Source organism: [Micrococcus luteus] ATCC 49442, from assembly GCF_010367585.1.
GTDB lineage: Bacteria > Actinomycetota > Actinomycetes > Actinomycetales > Micrococcaceae > Arthrobacter > Arthrobacter luteus_A.
Map to the genome: position 1 here is coordinate 1,665,549 of NZ_JAAAXP010000001.1, position 20,459 is coordinate 1,686,007.

At 65.8% G+C, this 20,459-nt stretch carries 20 protein-coding genes; 6 read left to right on the forward strand and 14 right to left on the reverse strand.

Going from position 1 to position 20,459, the window contains the following annotated elements:
- Positions 1-5 precede the first annotated feature (5 nt).
- Positions 6-1,568, reverse strand: coding sequence for a molybdopterin-dependent oxidoreductase (locus GUV69_RS07510; protein WP_164206317.1), 1,563 nt, complete (start codon positions 1,566-1,568; stop codon positions 6-8).
- Between the two features lie 187 nt (positions 1,569-1,755).
- Between GUV69_RS07510 and moaA the strand changes: the two genes are divergently transcribed.
- From moaA to GUV69_RS07525, 3 genes are all read left to right on the forward strand, one after another.
- A complete protein-coding gene (gene moaA / locus GUV69_RS07515) occupies positions 1,756-2,904 on the forward strand; it encodes a GTP 3',8-cyclase MoaA (RefSeq protein ID WP_208786608.1) in 1,149 nt (382 codons plus the stop codon).
- 5 nt (positions 2,905-2,909) lie between these two features.
- The gene (locus GUV69_RS07520; protein ID WP_164201114.1) at positions 2,910-3,176 is read left to right on the forward strand and encodes a MoaD/ThiS family protein; all 267 of its coding nucleotides are present in this window, start codon (positions 2,910-2,912) and stop codon (positions 3,174-3,176) included.
- A gap of 97 nt (positions 3,177-3,273) precedes the next feature.
- Positions 3,274-4,938: an HNH endonuclease signature motif containing protein gene (locus tag GUV69_RS07525; protein WP_164201116.1), complete on the forward strand. Its 1,665-nt coding sequence runs from the start codon at positions 3,274-3,276 to the stop codon at positions 4,936-4,938.
- A gap of 82 nt (positions 4,939-5,020) precedes the next feature.
- On the opposite strand, the gene GUV69_RS07530 is transcribed toward GUV69_RS07525, so the two are convergent.
- The 7 genes from GUV69_RS07530 to GUV69_RS07560 all read right to left on the reverse strand — a co-directional run bounded on the left by GUV69_RS07530 (position 5,021) and on the right by GUV69_RS07560 (position 13,203).
- The gene (locus GUV69_RS07530; protein ID WP_164201118.1) at positions 5,021-5,482 is read right to left on the reverse strand and encodes a DUF1579 family protein; all 462 of its coding nucleotides are present in this window, start codon (positions 5,480-5,482) and stop codon (positions 5,021-5,023) included.
- 81 nt (positions 5,483-5,563) lie between these two features.
- The gene (locus tag GUV69_RS07535; RefSeq protein ID WP_164201120.1) at positions 5,564-6,907 is read right to left on the reverse strand and encodes a M16 family metallopeptidase; all 1,344 of its coding nucleotides are present in this window, start codon (positions 6,905-6,907) and stop codon (positions 5,564-5,566) included.
- 125 nt (positions 6,908-7,032) lie between these two features.
- Positions 7,033-9,300, reverse strand: coding sequence for a polyribonucleotide nucleotidyltransferase (locus tag GUV69_RS07540; protein ID WP_164206321.1), 2,268 nt, complete (start codon positions 9,298-9,300; stop codon positions 7,033-7,035).
- A gap of 247 nt (positions 9,301-9,547) precedes the next feature.
- Entirely contained in the window at positions 9,548-9,817 is a 270-nt protein-coding gene (gene rpsO / locus GUV69_RS07545) for a 30S ribosomal protein S15 (protein WP_164201122.1), read from the reverse strand.
- Between the two features lie 238 nt (positions 9,818-10,055).
- Positions 10,056-11,315, reverse strand: coding sequence for a kynureninase (gene kynU, locus GUV69_RS07550; RefSeq protein WP_164201124.1), 1,260 nt, complete (start codon positions 11,313-11,315; stop codon positions 10,056-10,058).
- A complete protein-coding gene (gene kynA, locus GUV69_RS07555) occupies positions 11,312-12,166 on the reverse strand; it encodes a tryptophan 2,3-dioxygenase (RefSeq protein ID WP_164201126.1) in 855 nt (284 codons plus the stop codon). The genes kynU and kynA overlap by 4 nt, the downstream gene beginning before the upstream one ends.
- Before the next feature lie 53 nt (positions 12,167-12,219).
- Positions 12,220-13,203 (reverse strand): bifunctional riboflavin kinase/FAD synthetase, encoded by a 984-nt coding sequence (locus GUV69_RS07560; protein WP_164201128.1) that lies wholly within the window; start codon positions 13,201-13,203, stop codon positions 12,220-12,222.
- A gap of 254 nt (positions 13,204-13,457) precedes the next feature.
- On the opposite strand from GUV69_RS07560, the gene GUV69_RS23415 reads away from it, so the two are divergent.
- Positions 13,458-14,330, forward strand: coding sequence for a DUF937 domain-containing protein (locus tag GUV69_RS23415; protein ID WP_164201130.1), 873 nt, complete (start codon positions 13,458-13,460; stop codon positions 14,328-14,330).
- 21 nt (positions 14,331-14,351) lie between these two features.
- On the opposite strand, the gene GUV69_RS07570 is transcribed toward GUV69_RS23415, so the two are convergent.
- Genes GUV69_RS07570 through truB form a run of 3 tightly spaced genes read right to left on the reverse strand, consistent with a single transcriptional unit; the run spans position 14,352 to position 16,163 of the window.
- Positions 14,352-14,834, reverse strand: a complete 483-nt coding sequence (locus GUV69_RS07570) for a hypothetical protein (RefSeq protein WP_244292650.1) — start codon at positions 14,832-14,834, stop codon at positions 14,352-14,354.
- A 3-nt stretch (positions 14,835-14,837) separates the two neighbouring features.
- A complete protein-coding gene (locus GUV69_RS07575; protein ID WP_164201132.1) occupies positions 14,838-15,191 on the reverse strand; it encodes a hypothetical protein in 354 nt (117 codons plus the stop codon).
- Positions 15,192-15,194: 3 nt separating this feature from the next.
- On the reverse strand, positions 15,195-16,163 hold the full coding sequence (gene truB / locus GUV69_RS07580; RefSeq protein ID WP_244292651.1) for a tRNA pseudouridine(55) synthase TruB: 969 nt from the start codon (positions 16,161-16,163) through the stop codon (positions 15,195-15,197).
- A gap of 70 nt (positions 16,164-16,233) precedes the next feature.
- Between truB and GUV69_RS07585 the strand changes: the two genes are divergently transcribed.
- The gene (locus GUV69_RS07585) at positions 16,234-17,397 is read left to right on the forward strand and encodes a pyridoxal phosphate-dependent aminotransferase (protein WP_208786609.1); all 1,164 of its coding nucleotides are present in this window, start codon (positions 16,234-16,236) and stop codon (positions 17,395-17,397) included.
- Positions 17,398-17,436: 39 nt separating this feature from the next.
- Here GUV69_RS07585 and trxA read toward each other — a convergent pair whose 3' ends face one another.
- On the reverse strand, positions 17,437-17,862 hold the full coding sequence (trxA, locus tag GUV69_RS07590) for a thioredoxin (protein ID WP_431197103.1): 426 nt from the start codon (positions 17,860-17,862) through the stop codon (positions 17,437-17,439).
- A gap of 23 nt (positions 17,863-17,885) precedes the next feature.
- On the reverse strand, positions 17,886-18,371 hold the full coding sequence (locus GUV69_RS07595; protein ID WP_164201141.1) for a nucleoside deaminase: 486 nt from the start codon (positions 18,369-18,371) through the stop codon (positions 17,886-17,888).
- 187 nt (positions 18,372-18,558) lie between these two features.
- Here GUV69_RS07595 and GUV69_RS07600 point away from each other — a divergent pair, with 187 nt between their 5' ends.
- Positions 18,559-19,671, forward strand: a complete 1,113-nt coding sequence (locus tag GUV69_RS07600; protein ID WP_164201143.1) for a ScyD/ScyE family protein — start codon at positions 18,559-18,561, stop codon at positions 19,669-19,671.
- Positions 19,672-19,764: 93 nt separating this feature from the next.
- On the opposite strand, the gene rbfA is transcribed toward GUV69_RS07600, so the two are convergent.
- The gene (rbfA, locus tag GUV69_RS07605) at positions 19,765-20,274 is read right to left on the reverse strand and encodes a 30S ribosome-binding factor RbfA (protein WP_164201146.1); all 510 of its coding nucleotides are present in this window, start codon (positions 20,272-20,274) and stop codon (positions 19,765-19,767) included.
- Between the last annotated feature and the right edge of the window lie 185 nt (positions 20,275-20,459).

Sequence of the window (20,459 nt, forward strand, 5' to 3'; positions counted from 1 at the left end):
CGCCGTCATGGATTCACGTCAACTCTAATGGTGTGGAAGCCGGTGGCTCCGTCCGGCGCAACGGGACGGCGTTCCTCAGCCTGCGGTTTGCCACTGAGGTCTGTGGCGCGGACCTGCACCTCATACTGGCCAGGCGTCAGGTCCATGCCCAGCTGCCACTGGTACCACGTGTCAGGAGAGATCCCCGGGGCGAGGTCAGCCTGCTGCCACGGACCCCGGTTGACGCGCAGTTCGACCGACCCAATGCCGGTGTGCTGCGACCATGCCACCCCGCCGAACATCACGGTGCCGGCGCTCACACGCCTGCCGGTGCGGGGCACATCAATCCTGGAGGCCGTCTTAATGGGGCCGCGTTCGGACCAGCCGCGCGGTGTCCAGTAGCCTTCGTCGTCGGCGAATCTGGTGACCCGCAGTTCCGTCAGCCATTTGGTCGCGGACACGTAGCCGTAGAGGCCGGGTACGATCATCCGCACCGGGAAGCCATGTTCCAGAGGCAGCGGTTCGCCGTTCATCCCCACCGCCAATATGGCATCCCTTTCGTCGGTCAGAACGTCCAGCGGCGTGCCGGCGGTCCAGCCGTCTGAGCTGCGGGAAAGGACCATGTCGGCGCCGGCTTGGGGGCCCGCCAGAGCGAGCAGTTCCCGCACACGCCAGCCGAGCCAGCGGGCATTGCCGATGAGGTCGCCGCCCACTTCGTTGGAGACACAGGCGATGGTCACGTGCCGTTCGATCAGTGGTTTGGCCAGCAGGTCGGCCAGGCTCAGGTCGATCTCCCGGTCCACCATCCCGGTCACCCGCAGCGACCACGTTTCGGGGTCGATGACCGGAACGATCAGTGCTGTGTCAATCCGGTAGAAGTCCCTGTTCGGCGTGACCAGCGGCTGCATTCCGTCCAGAGTCACCCCTGCGCCGGCCGGAATCGCGGGCGCCTTCGATGCCGGGGCGGGAAGCTGCAGTCTTTCGCGGGCAGTGCTGATGCCGGAAGCCGCACCCCGCCAGATACCCGCAACAACTCCGGCCACGGCCGTCACGCCGGCGCCCGCTGCGAGGGCCTGCAGGAAGGTGCGCCGGCCGGGATCTTGTGTTCCCTTTGGGGCCGGGTGGACCGCATCAGAGTCTTCCCGGAGCCTGCGGAGCAAATACCTCAGCAAGAGTGCGCCGGCCAGGGCCGCGAGCAGGGGAACCGGCACAGCCCCGGGTGTCAGCTGCTCGCGGGTAAGAACGGCGACGAGCCCCGCGAGTCCAAAAGCAGCCACGATGGCGGTTCCGGCGTACCGCCTGCGCTGCTCCAGGATCCCGGCGACTGCACCCGCTGCTGCCACCACCAGCAGCATCGCCGCCACAAATACCGCTTTGTCCGCCGTGCCGAACAGGGCCACCGCCCAGTCCTTCACCCCCGGAGGCAGACCGTCGATCACCACCCCGCCTACAGCTGTCAGTGGCGACAGGGACGGGCTCAGCAGTCCCGCGAGCAACTCGCCGGTCACCACCGCGGCCACTGCGGAAACCGCGCCTGACGCCGCAGCCCAGCGGCGGCTGCCTTGCGCGGCATGGCGACCATCGCGCATTTCCGGGCTCGCGCCGTCGTCGGCTGTTTCCGGCCGGGGCTGGGACCTGTTCACTCCTCCAGCATAGGTTCGCGGCGGCCGGGCGGCACCGCGGTTTGCCGCTTGTCGGCAGCGTTTGCGGGGACTTGGGTCCGGTGCCGGGCGACGCGGACGTGATGAGGGGCCCCGGGTGGCGTAGCCTGAATTCATGAGTGTTCAGCTAGGCATGCCGCAACCCCGGGACGACGCACGTCCGGCCCTGCCTCCTGCCCGGCCAGCCGGCACGCCGGCGGGACTCCTTGATCAGTACGGCCGCAGGGCCACCGACATGCGGCTCTCCCTGACGGACAAGTGCAACCTGCGCTGTACCTACTGCATGCCTGCCGAGGGGCTTGAGTGGCTGGCCAAGCAGGCAGTGATGAGCGCCGAGGAAATCGTGCGGATTGTCCGCATCGGGGTGGATCACCTGGGGGTGCGTGAACTGCGCCTGACCGGCGGGGAGCCCCTGGTGCGGGCAGACCTGGTGGACATCATTGCCGCCCTCCGCAGCAACCATCCGGAGCTCCCCATCTCCATGACCACCAACGGTGTTGGTTTGGATAAAAAGGCCGCCGCGCTCAAGGCTGCGGGCCTGACGCGCATCAACGTTTCCCTCGATTCGCTGCACGAGGAGACCTTCACCAAGCTCACCCGCCGCCCGTTCCTGGACCGTGTGCTGGCCGGCGTGGACGCGGCGTGGGCCGCAGGTCTGGGGCCAGTGAAGCTCAACGCCGTCCTGATGCGCGGCATCAACGACGCCGAGTCGCCCTCCCTGCTCGCCTGGGCCCTGGACCGCGGCTACGAACTGCGGTTCATCGAGCAGATGCCCCTGGATGCCGACCACGGCTGGACCCGCCGGAACATGATTACGGCTGCCGAGATTCGTTCGTTGCTTTCTGTGGACTACGTCCTCAGCCCGGACCCGCGTGCCCGCGACGGCGCCCCGGCAGAACGCTTTGAAGTACGACGCCGGGTGGCTGAGGCAGTGGGAACGGCCGGTTCTGATACGGAGCGGCTGAGCGCCGAGGGGCCGGTGCTGGGCACCGTGGGGATCATCGCGTCCGTCACTGAGCCGTTCTGCGCCGATTGCCGACGCACGCGGATCACTGCGGAGGGCAAGATCATGAGCTGCCTGTTCTCGCGCGAGGAGTTTGATTTGCTGGGCCTTCTTCGCGGGGGCGCCAGCGATGAGGCACTGGCCGAACGCTGGCAGGATGCCATGTGGGTCAAGCCCAAGGCACATGGAATGGACCACACCGGTCTCGGCGCCGCGGACTTTGTCCAGCCGGACCGCAGCATGAGCGCCATCGGAGGCTGAATTTCTTGAACGTACGTTACTTCGCTGCCGCACGCGCCGCCGCCGGGGTGGAAGAGGAAGGCTTCGACCTTCCCCCGGGGGCGACCGTGGCCGACCTTCTGGAGGCAGTTCTCGCCGTGGAACGCGCCGAGCCGCCTGCCGGTACTCCCCCCTTGCAGCGGATCCTGTCCCGGAGCAGTTACCTGCTCAACGAAGTGGCTGTTCGCGACCGCACTGCTGTGTTAAATCCAGGCGATGTTGTGGATGTGCTACCGCCTTTCGCTGGCGGGTAGGCGCGTTGTAGTTCCTGGCGACGTGATTCACCGGAAGTTATGCACATAGGCGGTTTGCTTGGCGCGTGGTTGTAACGCGTGCTGGGAAGCTTGACAGATGGATGGCACAGCGGCTTCGGAGACGGCGGAGGACCTGGCGAGGACTTTCGCTGAGCTTGCCGTGCGGCTCCGCGGCGGGGACGGATCTATTGGTACGTGTGACCCTGCGCCCGATTCCGGACCTGGTCCTGACGCTGATCGTGATCCTAGTTCCGGCTCTGGTCTTAGTCCTGGCCTTGGCTCTGGCCTTGATCCTGACGCTGATCCGTTGCGGCGCCGGGCGGACGAGTGCCTGAACGCGCTGGCTACGGTCGCCCGGGCGGAAGCGATGATCGCTGCCCTGAAGGTTTATGCGGCGGCGGATTTCGCCTCCACCGTCCGGGCCATTGCGGGACCGGCGGTGTCGCCGGAAGACCACACCGCCCAGGACATGAGTATCGTGGCTGAAGTCGCCTGCGCCCTGACCGTCAGCGAACGCACGGCCGGCGGGCTGCTGGGCGAGGCCCACCGCCTCACCACAGCCCTGCCGCTCACGTTGGCGGCCCTTCAGGCCGGGACCTTATCGTGGCAGCATGCCCGGATCATGGTCGACGAAACAACCAACCTGGACCAGGACGGGGCAGCGGCGTTGGAGGCGCATTTCCTGGACCCGGACGCGCCGAACCCGGCCCGCGGCGCGGCCGGCGGGATGGTCCCGGGCCGGTTCCGGGCCAAAGCCCGGACGTGGCGGGAGCGGCATCACCCGGTCAGCATCGAACAACGCCACACCCGGAGCGCCTTGGACCGTCGGGTCGAATTCTGTCCGGACCGGGACGGGATGGCCTGGCTCTCGGCCTACCTGCCCGCCGACCAGGCAGCCGGGATCTGGAACCGGGCCACCACCGCCGCCCGGGCCCTCCAAAGCCCAACCGAGGCAAGGACACTCACCCAGCTCCGGGCGGATAACGTCGCGGCGTGGCTGCTCGGCGGCACACTGCACAGCACCCAGCACGCCACTCAGGGCGGCACCCTGGACGGCACTCTGGACAGCACTCAGAACGGGGCTGCCGGGAGGATCCCGTCACCGACAGCCCAGGTCCTGGTGACGGTTCCGGTGTTCGCGCTGCTGGGTCTGACCGATGAACCGGCCATCCTCGACGGGTACGGACCGATCCCGCAGTCCATGGCCCGCGCCCTCGTCGCTAATGGTGCCGAGTCGTTCCGCCGGGTCCTGACCGATCCCCGGGACGGGGCACCGTTGGAGATCGGGCGGGAGAGCTACCGGATCCCCAAGGCACTGCGTCAATGGCTCCGGCTCCGGGACGGAAAATGCCAGTTCCCCGGCTGCTCCAACCCATCCCTGGACAACGAAGCAGACCACCTGAACGCCTGGGCCCACGGCGGGACCACCGGGATCTCAAACCTGACCCAACTCTGCCCCAAACATCACAAGCTCAAACACACCACACCCTGGCAACCCACCGAAGCCACCAAGGACGAGCCGCCCGGCTGGATCTCACCCACCGGCCGCCACTACCAAAGCGAACAACCCGACCCGGAACCACCCCACTGGCCATACGGCCTCAGTAGCAACGGCATTGCAGGCATTGAGGCCATCACGGGCAGCAAGGCAACCACTGGCCGTAAGGCAATTGAAGAGAGTGGCGCGATCAATGACAGTGAGGCGGATGATGCGCGTCCGTCCATCCATCGTCCACTAGTACCTGATGGATCACGTATATGACGGTTCATTTCCCCGGGTCGGGCCTACGCAGGCTGAGTTCGGCGGCCCACGGAGCTCCCAGGCAGTGTGCAAAACGCAGTGCTCACGCGCGGCGGCACGCGGAGGACATGAACGGGACAAAGCTCTGCCCGTCGCCGAGCCGCAGCTCTGCGATGTGGGTCAGGATGCCGTCGTCGACACGAAAGGTGTGGCGGGCAGTCCCCCGGTCGCTGTGGCGCTCCACGCGCAGCACACCGTCCACCCACGTGCAGCGGACGGGAGCTCCGGGCGGCTGGCCCATGCTGTCGACGTAATACCAGAGGATGTCGTTATGGTCGGGATCGACAGTGAACACACCGTGGCCTTCAAAGTGACTGCCGTTGGCCTCAGTGTGCCGGTAGCTTTGCACTACGGCGAATCCTCCCGCGGCACGGGTAAAGCTGATTTCGGCCGAGGCTAAGCGTTCCGGGGCCCACGCCGATGCGGCAAGACGCGTGGTTCCCTGCCAATGCCCCAGGAAGTCTTCCAGCACGGCGTGCACAGTGCCCGGCAGCGGAGGGTTCATGGCTACATTATCGCCGGACAGCGCGCTCCCCGACAGAGAATGCAGCGATCTCCCCGGCAGAGAAAGACTTGTCGGCCGGCGTTAGAGGCCAAACGTCTCAGATTCGTCGAAGGGGCCCACCACGGTGACAGTCCGCGGCGCGGCGGCGAGCTCCTTTGCGAGGTCCTGGACTTCCCGGGCCGTGACGGATTTGATCAGCCGGAGCGTCTCGTCGATGTCCTGGTACTCGCCGGAGACAAGCTCGGCGCGGCCCAGCCGGGACATCCGGGAACCCGTGTCCTCAAGCGCCAGAACGATGCCGCCGCAGAGCTGGCCCACAGCCTTGCGGAGCTCGTCGTCGGAGATCCCGCCTTCGGCGAGCTTGTCCAGCTCCAGCCCCAACAGGTCAAGCACCTGGCGCACCTTTGACGGTGTGCACCCGGCGTACATGCCGAAGTAGCCGGCGTCGGCGTAGGACGAGGCGAAGGAGTAGGTGGAGTACACCAGGCCCCGCTTTTCGCGGATCTCCTGGAACAGCCGCGACGACATCCCTCCACCGAGGACTGCATTGAGCACACTCATGACGTAACGGCGGTCATCCGTGGCCACGATGGTGGGACAGCCCATGATGATGTTGGCCTGCTCCACCGCACGCTTGACCACGTGCAGTCCGGCATTGCCGGTAATGTCGGCCCGCTCGGTGGAGCGCCGCTCCACGGGCGCTGCGGAGGGCTCAAGCGACCACCCTGCAGTGTGGAGCGCGTCCACCACAAGGTTGCAGACGACGTCGTGCTCCAGACCGCCGGCGGCGGTGATGACCAGCTCGTCCGGGCGGTAGTAACGGCGGTAGTGCTCCCAGACGGAGTCCCGGGCAACGGCGCGGATGGCGGCCGGGGTGCCGCCGATGGGCCGGCCCAAGGGGTGCGTACCAAGTACCGCTGCAACAAAGTTTTCATGCGCGACGTCGGTCGGGTCATCGCTGTCCATGGCGATTTCTTCCAGGATAACGTCGCGTTCCTGCTCCATTTCGGCAGGGTCCAGAACCGCACCGGTGATCATGTCCGCAATGACATCGATGGCCATGGGCAGATCGGTGTCCAGGACGCGCGCGAAGTAGCAGGTGCTTTCCTTGGCCGTGGCGGCGTTGGATTCTCCGCCCACCTCGTCGAAGGCGGAGGCGATTTCGAGCGCAGTTCGGCGTTTGGTGCCCTTGAACAGGAGGTGCTCCAGGAAGTGCGTAGAGCCGTGCTGGCCAGGGGCTTCGTCGCGTGAGCCCACCCCTACCCAGAACCCGATGGTTGCCGAGCGCTGGCCCGGCATCGCCTCGGTCAATACCCGCACGCCGCCGGGCAGCACTGATCGCCGGACAACGGAGCCGCCGTCGGAGCCGTGGACCAGGGTGTCGCCGGGCTGGTTCTGCTCAAGCGGCAGGGGTACAACAGTCAATTGAAGCCTTTCGGGAGCGGCAGCCGGATCTGGCTGCCATCGTAACAGCGGCGGGGCCGGTGGATCATCCACCGGCCCCGCCGATTCATGCTGTGTGCGGGAAGATGCTACTCCGCGTGAGTGTACTACTCGGAGTCTGCAGCGCCCTCCGCGGCGGAAGCGTCAACGCTGTCGCCAGCGCCTTCCTCTTCAGCCACTACGGGGGACAGCGACAGCTTGCCGCGGTCATCAATCTTGGTGATTTCCACCTGGATCTTCTGACCGACGGATACAACGTCATCAACGTTGTCCACGCGCTTGCCGTTGGCCAGCTTGCGCAGCTCAGAGATGTGCAGCAGGCCGTCCTTGCCCGGGGTCAGGGAAATGAAGGCACCGAAGGTGGTGGTCTTGACGACCGTACCCAGGTAACGCTCGCCGATTTCCGGAACCTGCGGGTTGGCAATGGCGTTGATGGCGGAACGTGCTGCGTCTGCAGACGGACCGTTGGTGGCGCCAATGTAGACCGTGCCGTCATCTTCGATGGAGATGTCAGCGCCGGTGTCTTCCTGGATCTGGTTGATCATCTTGCCCTTGGGCCCAATGACCTCGCCGATCTTGTCAACGGGGATCTTGACCGCGATGACGCGCGGCGCGAACTCGGAGAGCTCGTCCGGGGTGTCGATCGCGGAGTTGATGACGTCCAGGATGTGCAGGCGGGCTTCGCGGGCCTGCTTCAGTGCTGCTGCCAGCACGGATGCGGGGATGCCGTCGAGCTTGGTGTCCAGCTGGATGGCCGTGACGAACTCGGAGGTACCGGCAACCTTGAAGTCCATGTCGCCGAAAGCATCTTCGGCGCCCAGGATGTCCGTCAGGGCTGCGTAGCGGGTCTGGCCGTCGACCTGGTCGGAGACCAGGCCCATGGCGATACCTGCAACGGCTGCCTTCAGCGGCACGCCAGCGTTGAGCATGGAGAGCGTGGAGGCGCAGACGGAACCCATCGACGTCGAACCGTTGGAGCTGAGTGCCTCAGACACCTGGCGGATGGCGTACGGGAATTCCTCGCGGGACGGCAGTACGGGCACGAGCGCGCGCTCTGCCAGGGCACCGTGGCCGATTTCGCGGCGCTTGGGCGACCCGACGCGGCCGGTCTCACCGGTGGAGTACGGCGGGAAGTTGTAGTTGTGCATGTAGCGTTTGCGCGTAACGGGTGACAGCGAGTCGATCTGCTGTTCCATCTTGAGCATGTTCAGCGTGGTGACGCCCATGATCTGGGTTTCGCCGCGCTCGAAGATGGCCGAACCGTGTACGCGGGGCAGAACCTCAACCTCGGCGGTGAGCTGGCGGATGTCCGTCAGGCCACGGCCGTCGATGCGGATCTGGTCCTTGAGGATGCGCTGGCGCACAACCTGCTTGGTGACCGAGCGGAATGCTGCGGACAGCTCCTTGTCGCGGCCTTCGAACTGGCCGGCCAGGGCAGCGGTGGTTTCGTCCTTCAGCGCGTCGGTAGCAACGTCGCGTTCCTGCTTGTCAGCGATCTGGAAGACGGCTGCGAGCTTCTCAGCGGCGGCGGCCTCAACAGCAGCGTAGACGTCGTCCTGGTAGTCCAGGAAGACCGGGAACTCAACGGTGGGCTTGGCAGCGCGTGCAGCCAGGTCAGACTGGGCGTCGCACAGTGCCTTGATGAACGGCTTGGCGGCCTCGAGGCCCTCGGAAACAACCTCTTCGGTGGGGGCAGTAGCGCCCTGTTCCTTGATGAGGTTCCAGGAGTTGTCGGTCGCTTCGGCTTCAACCATCATGATGGCGACGTCGTCACCGTCCGGACCGGACACAGTGCGGCCGGCTACGACCATGTTGAACACGGAGTTCTCAAGCTGGGAGTGCTTCGGGAAAGCAACCCACTGCGAGCCGTTTTCGTCGGCAACGAGGGCAACGCGGACGCCGCCGATCGGGCCGGAGAACGGGAGGCCGGAGAGCTGGGTGGACATGGAGGAGGCGTTGATGGCCACCACGTCGTAGAGCTCGTCGGGGTTGATGGCCAGGACGGTCACCACGATCTGGACCTCGTTGCGCAGGCCCTTGACGAAGGCCGGACGCAGCGGGCGGTCCATAAGGCGGCAAGCCAGGATGGCTTCGGTGGACGGGCGGCCTTCACGGCGGAAGAACGAGCCCGGGATGCGGCCGGCGGCGTACATGCGCTCTTCAACGTCAACCGTCAGCGGGAAGAAGTCGAAGCCTTCGCGCGGGTGCTTGCCTGCGGTGGTGGCGGACAGCAGCGCGGTGTCTTCGTCGATGTACACCATGGCTGCGCCGGCTGCCTGCTTGGCAAGGCGGCCGGTTTCAAAGCGGATTACACGCTTGCCAAAGCGGCCATTGTCAATGACTGCTTCTGAGAACTGGATTTCGGGACCCTCCAAGAGAGTCACCTCCGTTTCATGATTAACGGAGCCCAGCCGCATCAACCCAGGCCAGCATCTGTCTACTGGCCTGCACTGCACCCGGTCATCGATCGAGACCCACGGGCCGGGGCTTCCATCGTGGAAGCCGTTCCCGGGGATCACTACCGAGGACCGCGAATGCGTGATGCGGTTGATCCTCCTGTTTAGTTTTCTTCTGAAGAAGGCGGCCCGATCCACATGGGAAAGGGCCGCCCCTTAAGCCTGACTAGCGGCGCAGGCCGAGACGCTCGATGAGCGCACGGTAGCGGGCGATGTCAGTGTTCTTGAGGTAGGTGAGCATGCGCTTGCGACGACCAACCATAGCCAGCAGACCGCGCTGGGTGTGGTAATCGTGCTTGTGCTCCTTCATGTGCTCAGTCAGATCCTTGATCCGCTGGGTCAGGACTGCAACCTGGACCTCCGGCGAACCGGTGTCGCCCTCAGACGTTGCGAAATCCTTGATGATGGACTGCTTTACAGCGGCGTCAAGTGCCACAATAACTCCTAGAGATGTGCCGTGAGGCCCGAATCAGTAACTCACTGCCGGGTCTGCCCTGCGCCGGAATCCCCTGGATTCCAGGAACTTTCCATGCATGGCAGGAACCAGCCGCCACGGACTGCAGCCGGATCCATCGTTCAGTTTACCGGCACCGCCGCAGACTTGTCGAAACAGCCACCCCGCCGCACACGAGCGTCGCCGCCGCCGGCGGGCAGTTAGCGCCGCAGGTGGGCGTTTACCGCTGCAGGAGGTCGTGGATTGCGGCCATTCCCCGGTGCACCTCCGCGAAGCCGGTGCTCAGCGGCGACAACCCGATCCGGATTCCCTGCGGGGCCCGGAAGTCCGGAATAACGTCCTGTTCCCACAGCGCCGCGGTCACGGTCCGGAAGGCCGGATGGTCCAGGGTGATGTGGCTCCCCCGAAGCCCCGGTTCACGGGGCGAGGCCAACGCCACACCCAGAGGTTCGAGCCACGCTTCGAAAAGCTCCACGGCGTAGGCGGTCAGCGCCAGGGATTTTTGCCGGATGGCTGCCATACCCGTTTCCTCGATGAGGTCCAGGGTCCCGCGCATGGCCAGCATTCCGAAGACGGCCGGCGTCCCGCTGAGGAAACCGCGGATGCCGGCCGCCGGCTCGTAGCCCGCTGCCATCTCGAAGGCGTCCTTGCGCCCCATCCAGCCCCAGATCGGCTGTTGAAGGCCGGGCAGGTGGCGTGCGTTGACATAGGCGAAAGCCGGCGAGCCCGGTCCCCCGTTGAGGTACTTGTACGTGCAGCCGGCGGCGAAGTCGACGCCGGCGGCGTCGAGCTCGATCTCCACCGACCCCGCCGAATGGCACAGGTCCCAGACCACCAGTGCGCCCGCGCTGTGCGCCACCCCGGTGATGGCGCGCAGATCCGCGAGGAACCCCGAACGGTAGGCCACGTGGCTCAAGAGTACGACGGCGGTGCCCGGTCCGGTTGCGTCGCGCACCTGCTCAGGGGTCACCCCTGTCGCGGGATCCGCCTTGATCCAGGTGAGGGTCAGTCCTTCCTCACGGGCGATTCCCTCAACGAGGTAGCGGTCGGTCGGGAAGTTATCGGTGTCAAGGACAATCTCTGTGCGGGCAGGATCATCGACGGCAGCCAGGGCCGCGCGGATCAGCTTGTAAAGCACCACCGTGGTGGAGTCAGCGATGATGGTCTGCCCCGGGGCTGCGCCGAGGACAGCCCGGCCCAGCTGGTCGCCAATGGCCTGCGGCAGGTCCAGCCATTCCTCATCCCAGCCGCGGATCAGGCGCCCGCCCCAGCCGTGCCGGATGAAGGCACTGATATCGTCAACGGTCCTTTTCAGCGGACGGCCCAGGGAGTTTCCATCGAGGTAGGAGAGGTCCGTGTCGGTGCCGACGAAGAGGTCCCGGTAGCGGGCCAGCGGGTCCACGGCGTCAAGGTGCGCCGCCCGCTTCAGGAGGGCGGCGGCGTCGTGATTGTCCGTCGTTGCCTCGGTAGCCCTGCTCATTGGCCGATCTCCGTCCGTACCGCGAAAAGTTCCGGGAAAAAGGTGAGTTCCAGGGCCTTCTGCAGGAATGCGGCGCCGCTGGATCCGCCGGTTCCCGATTTCATGCCGATGGTGCGTTGGACCGTGCGCAGGTGCCGGAACCGCCACAGCTGGAAGTTGTCTTCGAGGTCAACCAGTTCCTCGCAGGCTTCGTAGGCTCCCCAGTTATCGGCTGCATTTTCGTAGATGTGCTTGAACAGCGGCACCAGCTCCGGGCAGAACTCATGGGCACGGGTGACGTCGCGTGCCAGGACGCTCTGCGGGACGTCATAGCCCTGACGCGCAAGGTAAGCCAGGAACTCGTCATAGATGCTGGGAGCATTCAGCAGTTCTTCGAGCATGGCGTGGGCGGCCGGGTCGGATTCGAACACGGGTAGCATTTTGCGGTTCTTGTTGCCCAGGACAAACTCGACTGCGCGGTACTGGCTCGACTGGAAGCCTGAGGAATTGCCCAGGAAACCACGGAACTGGGAGTACTCCGTGGGCGTCAGCGTGGCCAGCACAGACCATTGTTCCGTGAGTGTCTTTTGGATGTGCTTGACCCGGGCGATGCCCTTGAGCGCGGAGCCGAGATCGTCGGCGCGGAGCCATGCTGCCGCGCTGCGGAGCTCGTGCAGCACCAGCTTCAGCCACAGTTCCGTGGTCTGGTGCTGGATGATGAACAGCAGTTCGTCATGGTGCTCGGGCTTGCTGACCGGATGCTGGGCGCTGAGCAGGGTAGGCAACTGGAGGTAGGACGCGTAACTCATCCGGGAACTGAAATCCCGGACAATTCCCTTGTCCAGCTTGCGGGTGTTCTTCTCAACGGTCACTGCGGTGCCTTTCGTGTCCTCGACGGCCGCGCGCTGGTTACCGGGCTGGCCGGTCAGCGCCTCGCCAGGAGATCGTGGGCCTGGATGACATCCAGCCGCATCTGGTCAACGAGAGCCTCAGGCCCACGGTAGGCCACCATGCCGCGGAGACGCGCCACAAACTCCACAACTACTGTCTGGCCGTACAGATCGAAGTCCTCGACGTCTTCGTGCGGACGGTCGATCACGTGGGCCTCGACCTGGCGGCTCACGCCGTCGAACGTGGGGTTTGATCCCACCGAGATGGCCGCCGGCCACCGCTTGCCGGACTGGTCAACCAACCAGCCGGCGTAGATGCCATCGGCCGGAACGAATCCGCTGGACTCGTGGGCGAGGTTGGCCGTGGGGAAGCCGAGGGCCCGCCCACGGGCCGCGCCGTGCACGACTTCGCCGCGCATGCGGTGCGGCCGGCCAAGCACAGCAGCAGCGGTGGCAACGTCGCCCTCCTGGAGTGCTTCGCGCACCCAAGTGGAGGAACAGCGGCGGTCCGTGCCGTCGTCGGTATGCAGCGGGTAGCCTTCGGAACCGAACTCGCTGATGACCTGGACGTCGAAGTTGAACTTTTCGCCCAGTTGCTTCATGGTGTCCAGATCGCCGGAATTGCCGCGGCCGAACCGGGCGTCGTGACCAATCACCACATGGCTGGCATGGAGGCTGTCCACCAGGACCTGGCCCACAAATTCCTCCGGGGTCAGGCTGGCCAGGTTCAGCGAGTACTTCATCACGAGGATGCCGTCCAGGCCCAACTCCCCCAGCGCCACCAGCTTGTCCTCCAGGCCCATGATCATCTCGGGCGCGGACTCCGGGCGGTGAACCAGGGCCGGGTGCGGGTCAAAGGTGACGGCCACGGCTTTGGTCCCGTTGATGCGGGCAGAGCGGATGAGCTCGGAGAGCACCTGCTGGTGGCCGCGATGGACGCCGTCGAAGTTGCCGAAAGTGACAACAGAGGGACCAAAGTCCGCCGGGACTTCGGACGGATCGTTCCAGATGTAGACCATCAACCTCGCCTTTTACTGCGTGCACTGACATCACTCCCAACGCGCCGGCGCCGGAACTATCTAAGATTACCCGCATTCGGCATCGCTGCCGGACGGCGCCGGGCGGGCACAACGCGAGAGGCAAACGTGCGCGGCGTCTCCTAGTACTCGGCCGGGGCCCGGGACTACGATTCAGGGGCAGACCTCCGGCGGTACGCCGCGCGTGCCGCATCGACCCATGTCCGCGGTCCGTCGCGGCGCCGAAGGAGTACCTCATGACCGAGATCCACGACCTCCTGAACCAGATCGACGTGAACCAGATGGCTGCCCTGTTGGGCACCGATCCGGCGTCCGCGCAATCCGCCGTCGAAGCCGCACTGCCCACCTTGCTGGCCGGGATGCATACCAATGTGCAGGCTCCCGACGGCGCCGCCTCACTTCAGTCGGCCCTCGTCCAGCACCAGGACGGTCTGGTTGACGGTGGCGTGGACGCGACGCAGGTTGACACCGCGGACGGCGAAAAGATTGTAGGCCACGTGTTCGGCGGCCGGCAGGATCAGGTGGCCGCGCAGCTGGCGGGCACAGCCGGACTGGGTGGCATCGGCGGCGACCTGATCCGCAAGGCCCTGCCCATCCTCGCCCCGATCGTGATGTCCTACCTGGCGAAGAGGATCCTGGGACAAGGCGGCCAGGCCGGTGGAGCGGGAGGCGCGCAGGCAGGCGGGATCGACCTCGGCAGCATTTTGGGCGGAATCCTCGGCGGTGCCGGTGCAGGTGCCGGTGCCGGTGCAGGTGCCGGTGCCGGTGCCGGTGCCGGGACAGGGGGAAGCGCCGGAACCGGCCAGGGGTCGGTGTTGGACAGCATTCTGGGCAGCCTGGGCGGGTTGCTCGGGGGTGGAACCGGGGCTGGTTCGCCGGACGGCTCGCCGACTAACCAGCCGGCGGGATCACCGGCGGGATCACCGGCCGGCCAAGGAGCGGACAGTGGCCAGCAGCCCGGTCTTCAGCGCCGGCCCGGGGAGCCCTCCGTCCAGCCGTCGGAGGCCATCCAGGTTGACCTGCCCGGCGGAGAACCGGCACAGCAGCAGGAACACGGGAAGGAAGGCGGACTCGGCGGCCTGCTCGGGGGCCTGTTCGGTAAGAAGTAAGGCCTACGCCTGGAGTAGGGCTTACGCCTGGACGCCGGCCGGGCGTTGGCCGGGCCGGCGGCGGTACAGCCAGACAAGGCCCAGGATGGGCAGCAGCAGCGGAATAAACGCGTAGCCCCGGCCGAACAGGGACCAGACCGTTTCGTGCGGGAAGGCCACCGGGTCGAAGACACTCAGCGCGCCCACCACAATGACCCCCACGAGCTCAACGAGTACGGCGGCCAACGAAACCTTGAACCATGTGGCCCCGGCTTTGGCCAGGGAAACGGTGGCCACTAGGTACACAACAGCGGCGAAGGCGGACAGCAGGTATGCCAGCGGAGCCTCGGAAAACTTGGTGAGGATCTGATAGCCGGCCCGGGCAGTGGCCGAGATGGCGAACACGGCATAGACGGCGATCAGGAGCCTCCCCGGCCCGGTGTTGCGCGTGTCCTTGGCGGGGACGGGCGCGTTATCCGGAGACGCTGCGGGTCGGGAGGCTTTCACGTTGGGTGCTTCTTCCATGTGTCAGTACCAGATCTGATTCATTCGGGCGGCCATCACCAGGGCGGTGACACCGACGGCGGCGAGGACAAAGTTGCTCCAGCGGGTCCGCTCCAGGATGGACCAGTAGACCGCGGCGGGCGGCAGGAGCATGGCCGTGGCCAGGTAGCCCCAGAACTCCCAGGCTTCCCCGGCGATGGGCTCCCCGGCGATGACCCGCACAACCGAACCCACCAGGTAGACGATGAGTGCCAGTTCGACGGCCGCCACGGACAGGATGGTGATGTCGTTGGGCGCCTTCTTGAGGATGCCGGCAACCAGGCAGATTACGCTCGAGAGCAGGCCGACTACAAGGATGATGTAGAAAAACGCGTCCATGCCCTAGGCGTCCCCGGCTGCGGGATCAGCGGACACGGGATCAGCGGACATGGGATCAGCGGGCGCAGCATTGCCGGGCGCGAACACCAGTACCGGCTTGGCGAAGCTGCCCGCATCAGCCAGGAGCGCCACCAGGCTGCCGTCCGGAGCGAAGGCCGCCGCGGGATGCTCCACGGTGGCGCGCCCGGGGCTGCCCGTTGCCGCCCCCGCAGCGATCCGGCGGCCAAACGAAATCTCGGTGGTCTCCTCGGCTGTCAGTTCGCGGTTGGGCATCAGTGCCCGCGCAGCCTGGGACATCTCCAGGACCTCAAGCTCTTCGGCCAACTGCTCAAGGGTCCGGGCCTGGTCCAGGGAATAAGGACCCACGTGGGTCCGGCGGAGGGCTGTCAGGTGTCCGCCCACGCCAAGCCCGTCGCCGAGGTCGCGGGCCAGCGCCCGGATGTACGTTCCGGAGGAGCACTCCACGGTGACGTCGAGGTCAACAACATCGTTGCCTTGTTCCCGCCTGATGCCGTGTACTTCGAAGCGGTGGATGGTCACAGGGCGCGCTGCGAGCTTCACTTCTTCACCGGAGCGGACACGTGCGTAGGCACGCTCACCGTTCACCTTGATGGCGCTGACGCTGCTGGGCACCTGCTGGATGTCCCCGGTGAGGGCGGCGACGCCGTCGTAAATCGCTGCGTCCGCGACGGCGGCGGCGCTGACGGCGGCAATAACGTCACCTTCGGCGTCGTCCGTGATGGTGGACTCACCCAGGCGGATGGTGGCCGTATACGTTTTGGAGGTGCCCACGATATAGGTGAGCAGGCGTGTGGCTTTGTTGATGCCAACTACCAGGACGCCTGTTGCCATGGGGTCGAGGGTGCCCGCGTGCCCCACTTTTCGGGTTCCGGCGATGCGCCGCATCCGACCAACCACATCATGGCTGGTCCATCCCTGCGGTTTGTCCACTATCACCAGTCCAGAAAGCACGCTCCCCAGTATATCGGCGCCGAACACCGGAAACCGCCCACGCGGACGGGCGGCAGTTAGGATGGCAGGCATGCCTGAGCTTGCTGCGCACGTGCCCGAGGTCCCCGTCAACCAGATCCGGGAGATCACCGAGGCCGCGTGGCGCACACCGGGCGCAATCGTCCTGAGCATCGGCGAACCCGGTTTCCCGCTCCCCCGCCATGTGCTGGACGCCGGCATGGCCTGCCTGGACCGGGACGAGACCAACTACACGCCCAACGCCGGAATTCCGGCACTGCGCGAGGCCTTTGCTGCCAGGTTCCGTGAACGCGCCGGCCTGGACGGGAGCCGCATGGGGGCTGACCGCGTTTACGTGGTGGATGGCGCCCAGCAGGGCCTGCACTTTGCCATGAGCCTCCTCCTTTCCCCCGGCGATGAGGTGCTGATCCCCAACCCGGGTTACCCCACCTTCGCCATGACCGGCCGGCTCCTGAACGCGGTGCCTGTACGCTACCCGCTCTATCCGGATCACGACTTCCAGCCCCGGATCCAGGACATCGAGGCCCTGGTCACGGACCGGACACGCCTCCTGATCCTGAATTCCCCCTCGAACCCGCTGGGGGCAGTCCTCAGTGAAGACCTGACCCGGGACCTGGTGGACCTTGCCCGCAGGCGCGACCTCTGGATCATCTCGGACGAATGCTATGAAGCATTCACCTACGACGTGCCGCACGTGAGCCCGGCGCGCTTCGACAGCGACGTTCCCGGCGAGGCACGGGTCTTCACGTCCCTGACCCTGTCCAAGACGTATGGCCTCACCGGCTTGCGGATCGGCGCGCTGGTCTGCCCGCCCGGCCTGGAGCGGACCATGAATAACGTGATGGAAGCGATCGTCTCCTGCGTGGCGTCGCCGTCCCAGTACGCTGCCCTGGCGGCACTGACCGGTCCGCAGGACTACGTCAGCGAGGCTCACGCGCACTACCGGGCCAACAGGGACGCGGCCTCCGCCGTGCTGGCAGCCAAGGGCATTCCCTTCCTGAGTGCGCAAGGTGCGTTCTACCTCTGGGCCGACGTTTCCCATGCGAGCGACGGCGATGTGCGGGCCTGGACGCGACAGTTCCTCGGTGACAGAGGCGTGGCGCTGGCGCCGGGAACAGCTTTCGGCTCCATCGGCGAAGGCTGGGTACGCATCGCGCTGTGCGGCAGCCACGCGGACCTCGTCGAAGGGGTCAGCCGGTTGCCTCAACGCAGCTAAAACCGGACAGCCCAGACAGGGGTGTCTCAGCCCCAGGCGTTAGACCCGGCCCGCAAGCGCCGCATCGAGCCAGGACCGCAGGGCTCCTGCCGGGGCTGCCCCTGCCTGCCTGGCCAGCACCTTTCCGCCGTCCATGACCATCAGGGTGGGAATGGCCTGGACATCGAACCGGTTCGAGAGCCGCGGCGCCCGGTCCACATCAACTTTGACGAGCTTGATGGCACCGGCCCGTTCCGTGGCCAGCTTATCCAGGACCGGACTCACCATCCGGCAGGGCCCGCACCAGGCTGCCCAGAAGTCAACGAGCACGGGGACCGGTGATTGTTCGGCCACCGCGGCGAAGTCGTCATCCCCGGCGGCTGTGATCCAGGGCAGCCCCCGTTTGCAGTTCCGGCACCGGGGCCGCCCGGACGCAGCGGCCGGAACACGGTTGGTCTTGCCACAGCCGGGACAGGTGATCAGCATGGGTTCCACAGGTGCCCCCGGTCTCAGTATTCAGTGCGCTGCGCGTGGGCGCGCCAGGCATTAAACGGTGCGTCCGACGTCGGAACCGCCTCGTGTGCCACCGGCAGCAGATCGGGCCTGGTGCCGTCGAAATACTCGTAGAACACGGCGTCGTCGAACCCGGCGGCGGCGGCGCCGTGGCGGTCGGCGGCAAAATAGACGCGGTCGATTCTCGCCCACAGCGCGGCGGACAGGCAGAGCGGGCACGGCTCACAACTGGTGTAGAGCACTGCGCCGCTGAGGTCGAAGTTCGCGGTGGCGGCGGCCGCGGTCCGGATGGCAACCACTTCGGCGTGGGCCGTGGGATCGTTGTCCCGGGTGACACGGTTGGTCCCTTCATGGACCCGGCCGTCCGGAGTCACCACCAGCGCGCCGAACGGACCCCCTCCGTCTGCAACGTTCCGGATGGCCAGCTCAACGGCCTGTTCCAGGTATCGGGTGGCCTCGTGGTTGTCGCTCGCGTGGGTCATAGCTAGATCCTAGCCATGACCATGGATCACGGCGCGAAAATAGGGGGCTCAGAAAAGGGAAATTCCGTCGACGTCGTCTATCCGGAGGACTAATCTTGCGCCCGGGGGCTCTATAAATCCATATCTGCTTTGGTCTCATTGCCCAGCCCCGTCTGCGGGGTGGTGCACCTCAACCCCGGAGGATGCAATGAAGAAGAAGTACCCGCTCGTCGCCTGCCTGGCCGCAGCGGCGTTGTTTGTTCCTATGGGGCCGGCCGCGGCAGGCTCCACATCGCCGGATCCAACGGTCCTGGCCGACGGACTGGTCACCCCTTTGAGCCTCGCGGTCGGCAGGGACGGTTCTGTCCTTGTGACCCAGAACTTCGTGGGCCGGCTTGACCGCGTGGAGGATAACGGCCAAATCGCCAACGTCTACACAAAGGCGAATTGGGACGTCGGCGGTGTAGAAACCCGCCGCGGGACCACTTATTTTGTGGAGAGCGTGGGCGCCGGCGGAGGCAATCCGGATGCGCTCGAAGGCTACCTGAAGTCGATCGACGAATGGGGCACGGTTAATGCCATCGCCGACCTCGCCGCCTACGAACGCGAACACAACCCGGACGGCGACGAGGAATATGGTTTCGGTTCCGATGTCCCGGCTGAGTGCCTGCAGCAGTGGCCTGTTTTCCCGCCGGCCAAGTACACAGGAGCGGTGGATTCGCACCCCTATGCCACCGCGGTGAAGGGGTCCACAGCCTACGTTGCGGACGCCGGCATGAATGCCGTCCTCGAAGTCGACCTGGATTCCGGTGACGTCTCGACGCTCGCTGTCTTGCCGCCACGGCCGGCCGCCATCCCCGCCGGGACAAGGATCCCCATCGACATGGCTGGAGGAACAGTTGAAGTCCCGGCCTGCGTTGTTGGCCACGAGTATGCCTTTGAGTCTGTGCCCACGGACGTGGAGTTCGGCCCTGATGGTTGGCTTTACGTGTCATCGCTACCGGGCGGCCCGGAGGACCGGTCCCTGGGCGAGCGTGGCGCGATCTTCAAGGTCAACCCGTGGACCGGACATACACGCCTCTGGGCTGAGGACATCCTGAGCCCCACCGGCATCGCCGTGTCGGACCATGGGGATGTCTACGCAGCATCGATGTTCGGCAATGAGATTGTCGAGATCGATGCCTGGACCCGCGAGTCTTCGCAGTTCCTGGCTGTCGACGGACCCGCGGCTGTCGAGCTGAGCGGGGACACCCTCTACGCCACGGCGGGCTTCAGCTTCGGGCAACCGACCGGAACCGTCATCAAGGCCGACATCAAATAGATCCTGCCGGCCCCGCCCGGCGGACGAAAGAAGGCCCGGACCGCAGCAGCTGCGGTCCGGGCCTTCCTCTTAGCCGGTTATGTGCTGGACCGGTTACTTGTGGGCGTCTTCGTCGAGTTCGTCATCGCCGCCGAGGTCAATATCCTCTTCGTCGAAGTCGTCCTCATCGATTTCCACATCGGCAGGGATGTCGCTCTTGTACGGGTCGGCATCGCCGGCGTGCTTGGCGTTTTCCGCAAGGGCGGCCACTTCCGCGTCGCGCTTCTTGGCTTCCCGGAGAAGTTCCTCGAGGTTGGAGGCAACCACGGGGATCTGGTCGGCCACAAATTCCAGCGTGGGGGTCAGGCGAACGGTAACGTTGCGCCCCACTTCCTGGCGGAGTACACCCTTGGCCTTCTCCAACCCCTTTGCCGCGTCCTGCTGGACAGCCTGGTCGCCGAAAACGGTGTAGTAGATGGTGGCATGCTGCAGATCATTGGTCACCCGGGCATCAGTAACAGTGATGCCCTCCAAACGGGGATCCTTAACCTTCCGGCCAAGAGCCTCCGCAACAACAACCTTGATCCGCTGCGCCAACTTGGCAGCCCGTGCGGGATCAGCCATTTCCACTCCTAAAAATTTGGGATGTACGACGGCGCCGGAACAGTTCAGCGTTTTGAGTTGTCTTTGCTGCCGCGCACATGAGGTGAGTCTAAGACGATGCCGGAGGGTTTTGGGGGCGCCCGGGAGTGGCATCGGGCCTGCCGAAGCTGGGCGGCTCGGGATCGAAGATCCCCAGCCGCCCAGCG

Bases quoted from the DNA above. Each gene is read 5' to 3' on its own strand.
- GUV69_RS07575 (WP_164201132.1), bottom strand. From the start codon at position 15,191: ATGGACGCGTTTTTCTACATCATCCTTGTAGTCGGCCTGCTCTCGAGC.
- trxA (WP_431197103.1), bottom strand. From the start codon at position 17,862: ATGCTGATCACCTGTCCCGGCTGTGGCAAGACCAACCGTGTTCCGGCC.
- GUV69_RS07600 (WP_164201143.1), top strand. From the start codon at position 18,559: ATGAAGAAGAAGTACCCGCTCGTCGCCTGCCTGGCCGCAGCGGCGTTG.
- GUV69_RS07510 (WP_164206317.1), bottom strand. From the start codon at position 1,568: ATGCGCGATGGTCGCCATGCCGCGCAAGGCAGCCGCCGCTGGGCTGCG.
- GUV69_RS07595 (WP_164201141.1), bottom strand. From the start codon at position 18,371: ATGACCCACGCGAGCGACAACCACGAGGCCACCCGATACCTGGAACAG.
- GUV69_RS07560 (WP_164201128.1), bottom strand. From the start codon at position 13,203: ATGGTCTACATCTGGAACGATCCGTCCGAAGTCCCGGCGGACTTTGGT.
- GUV69_RS07570 (WP_244292650.1), bottom strand. From the start codon at position 14,834: ATGGAAGAAGCACCCAACGTGAAAGCCTCCCGACCCGCAGCGTCTCCG.
- GUV69_RS23415 (WP_164201130.1), top strand. From the start codon at position 13,458: ATGACCGAGATCCACGACCTCCTGAACCAGATCGACGTGAACCAGATG.
- rbfA (WP_164201146.1), bottom strand. From the start codon at position 20,274: ATGGCTGATCCCGCACGGGCTGCCAAGTTGGCGCAGCGGATCAAGGTT.
- kynU (WP_164201124.1), bottom strand. From the start codon at position 11,315: ATGAGCAGGGCTACCGAGGCAACGACGGACAATCACGACGCCGCCGCC.
- GUV69_RS07530 (WP_164201118.1), bottom strand. From the start codon at position 5,482: ATGAACCCTCCGCTGCCGGGCACTGTGCACGCCGTGCTGGAAGACTTC.
- GUV69_RS07585 (WP_208786609.1), top strand. From the start codon at position 16,234: ATGCCTGAGCTTGCTGCGCACGTGCCCGAGGTCCCCGTCAACCAGATC.
- GUV69_RS07525 (WP_164201116.1), top strand. From the start codon at position 3,274: ATGGATGGCACAGCGGCTTCGGAGACGGCGGAGGACCTGGCGAGGACT.
- moaA (WP_208786608.1), top strand. From the start codon at position 1,756: ATGAGTGTTCAGCTAGGCATGCCGCAACCCCGGGACGACGCACGTCCG.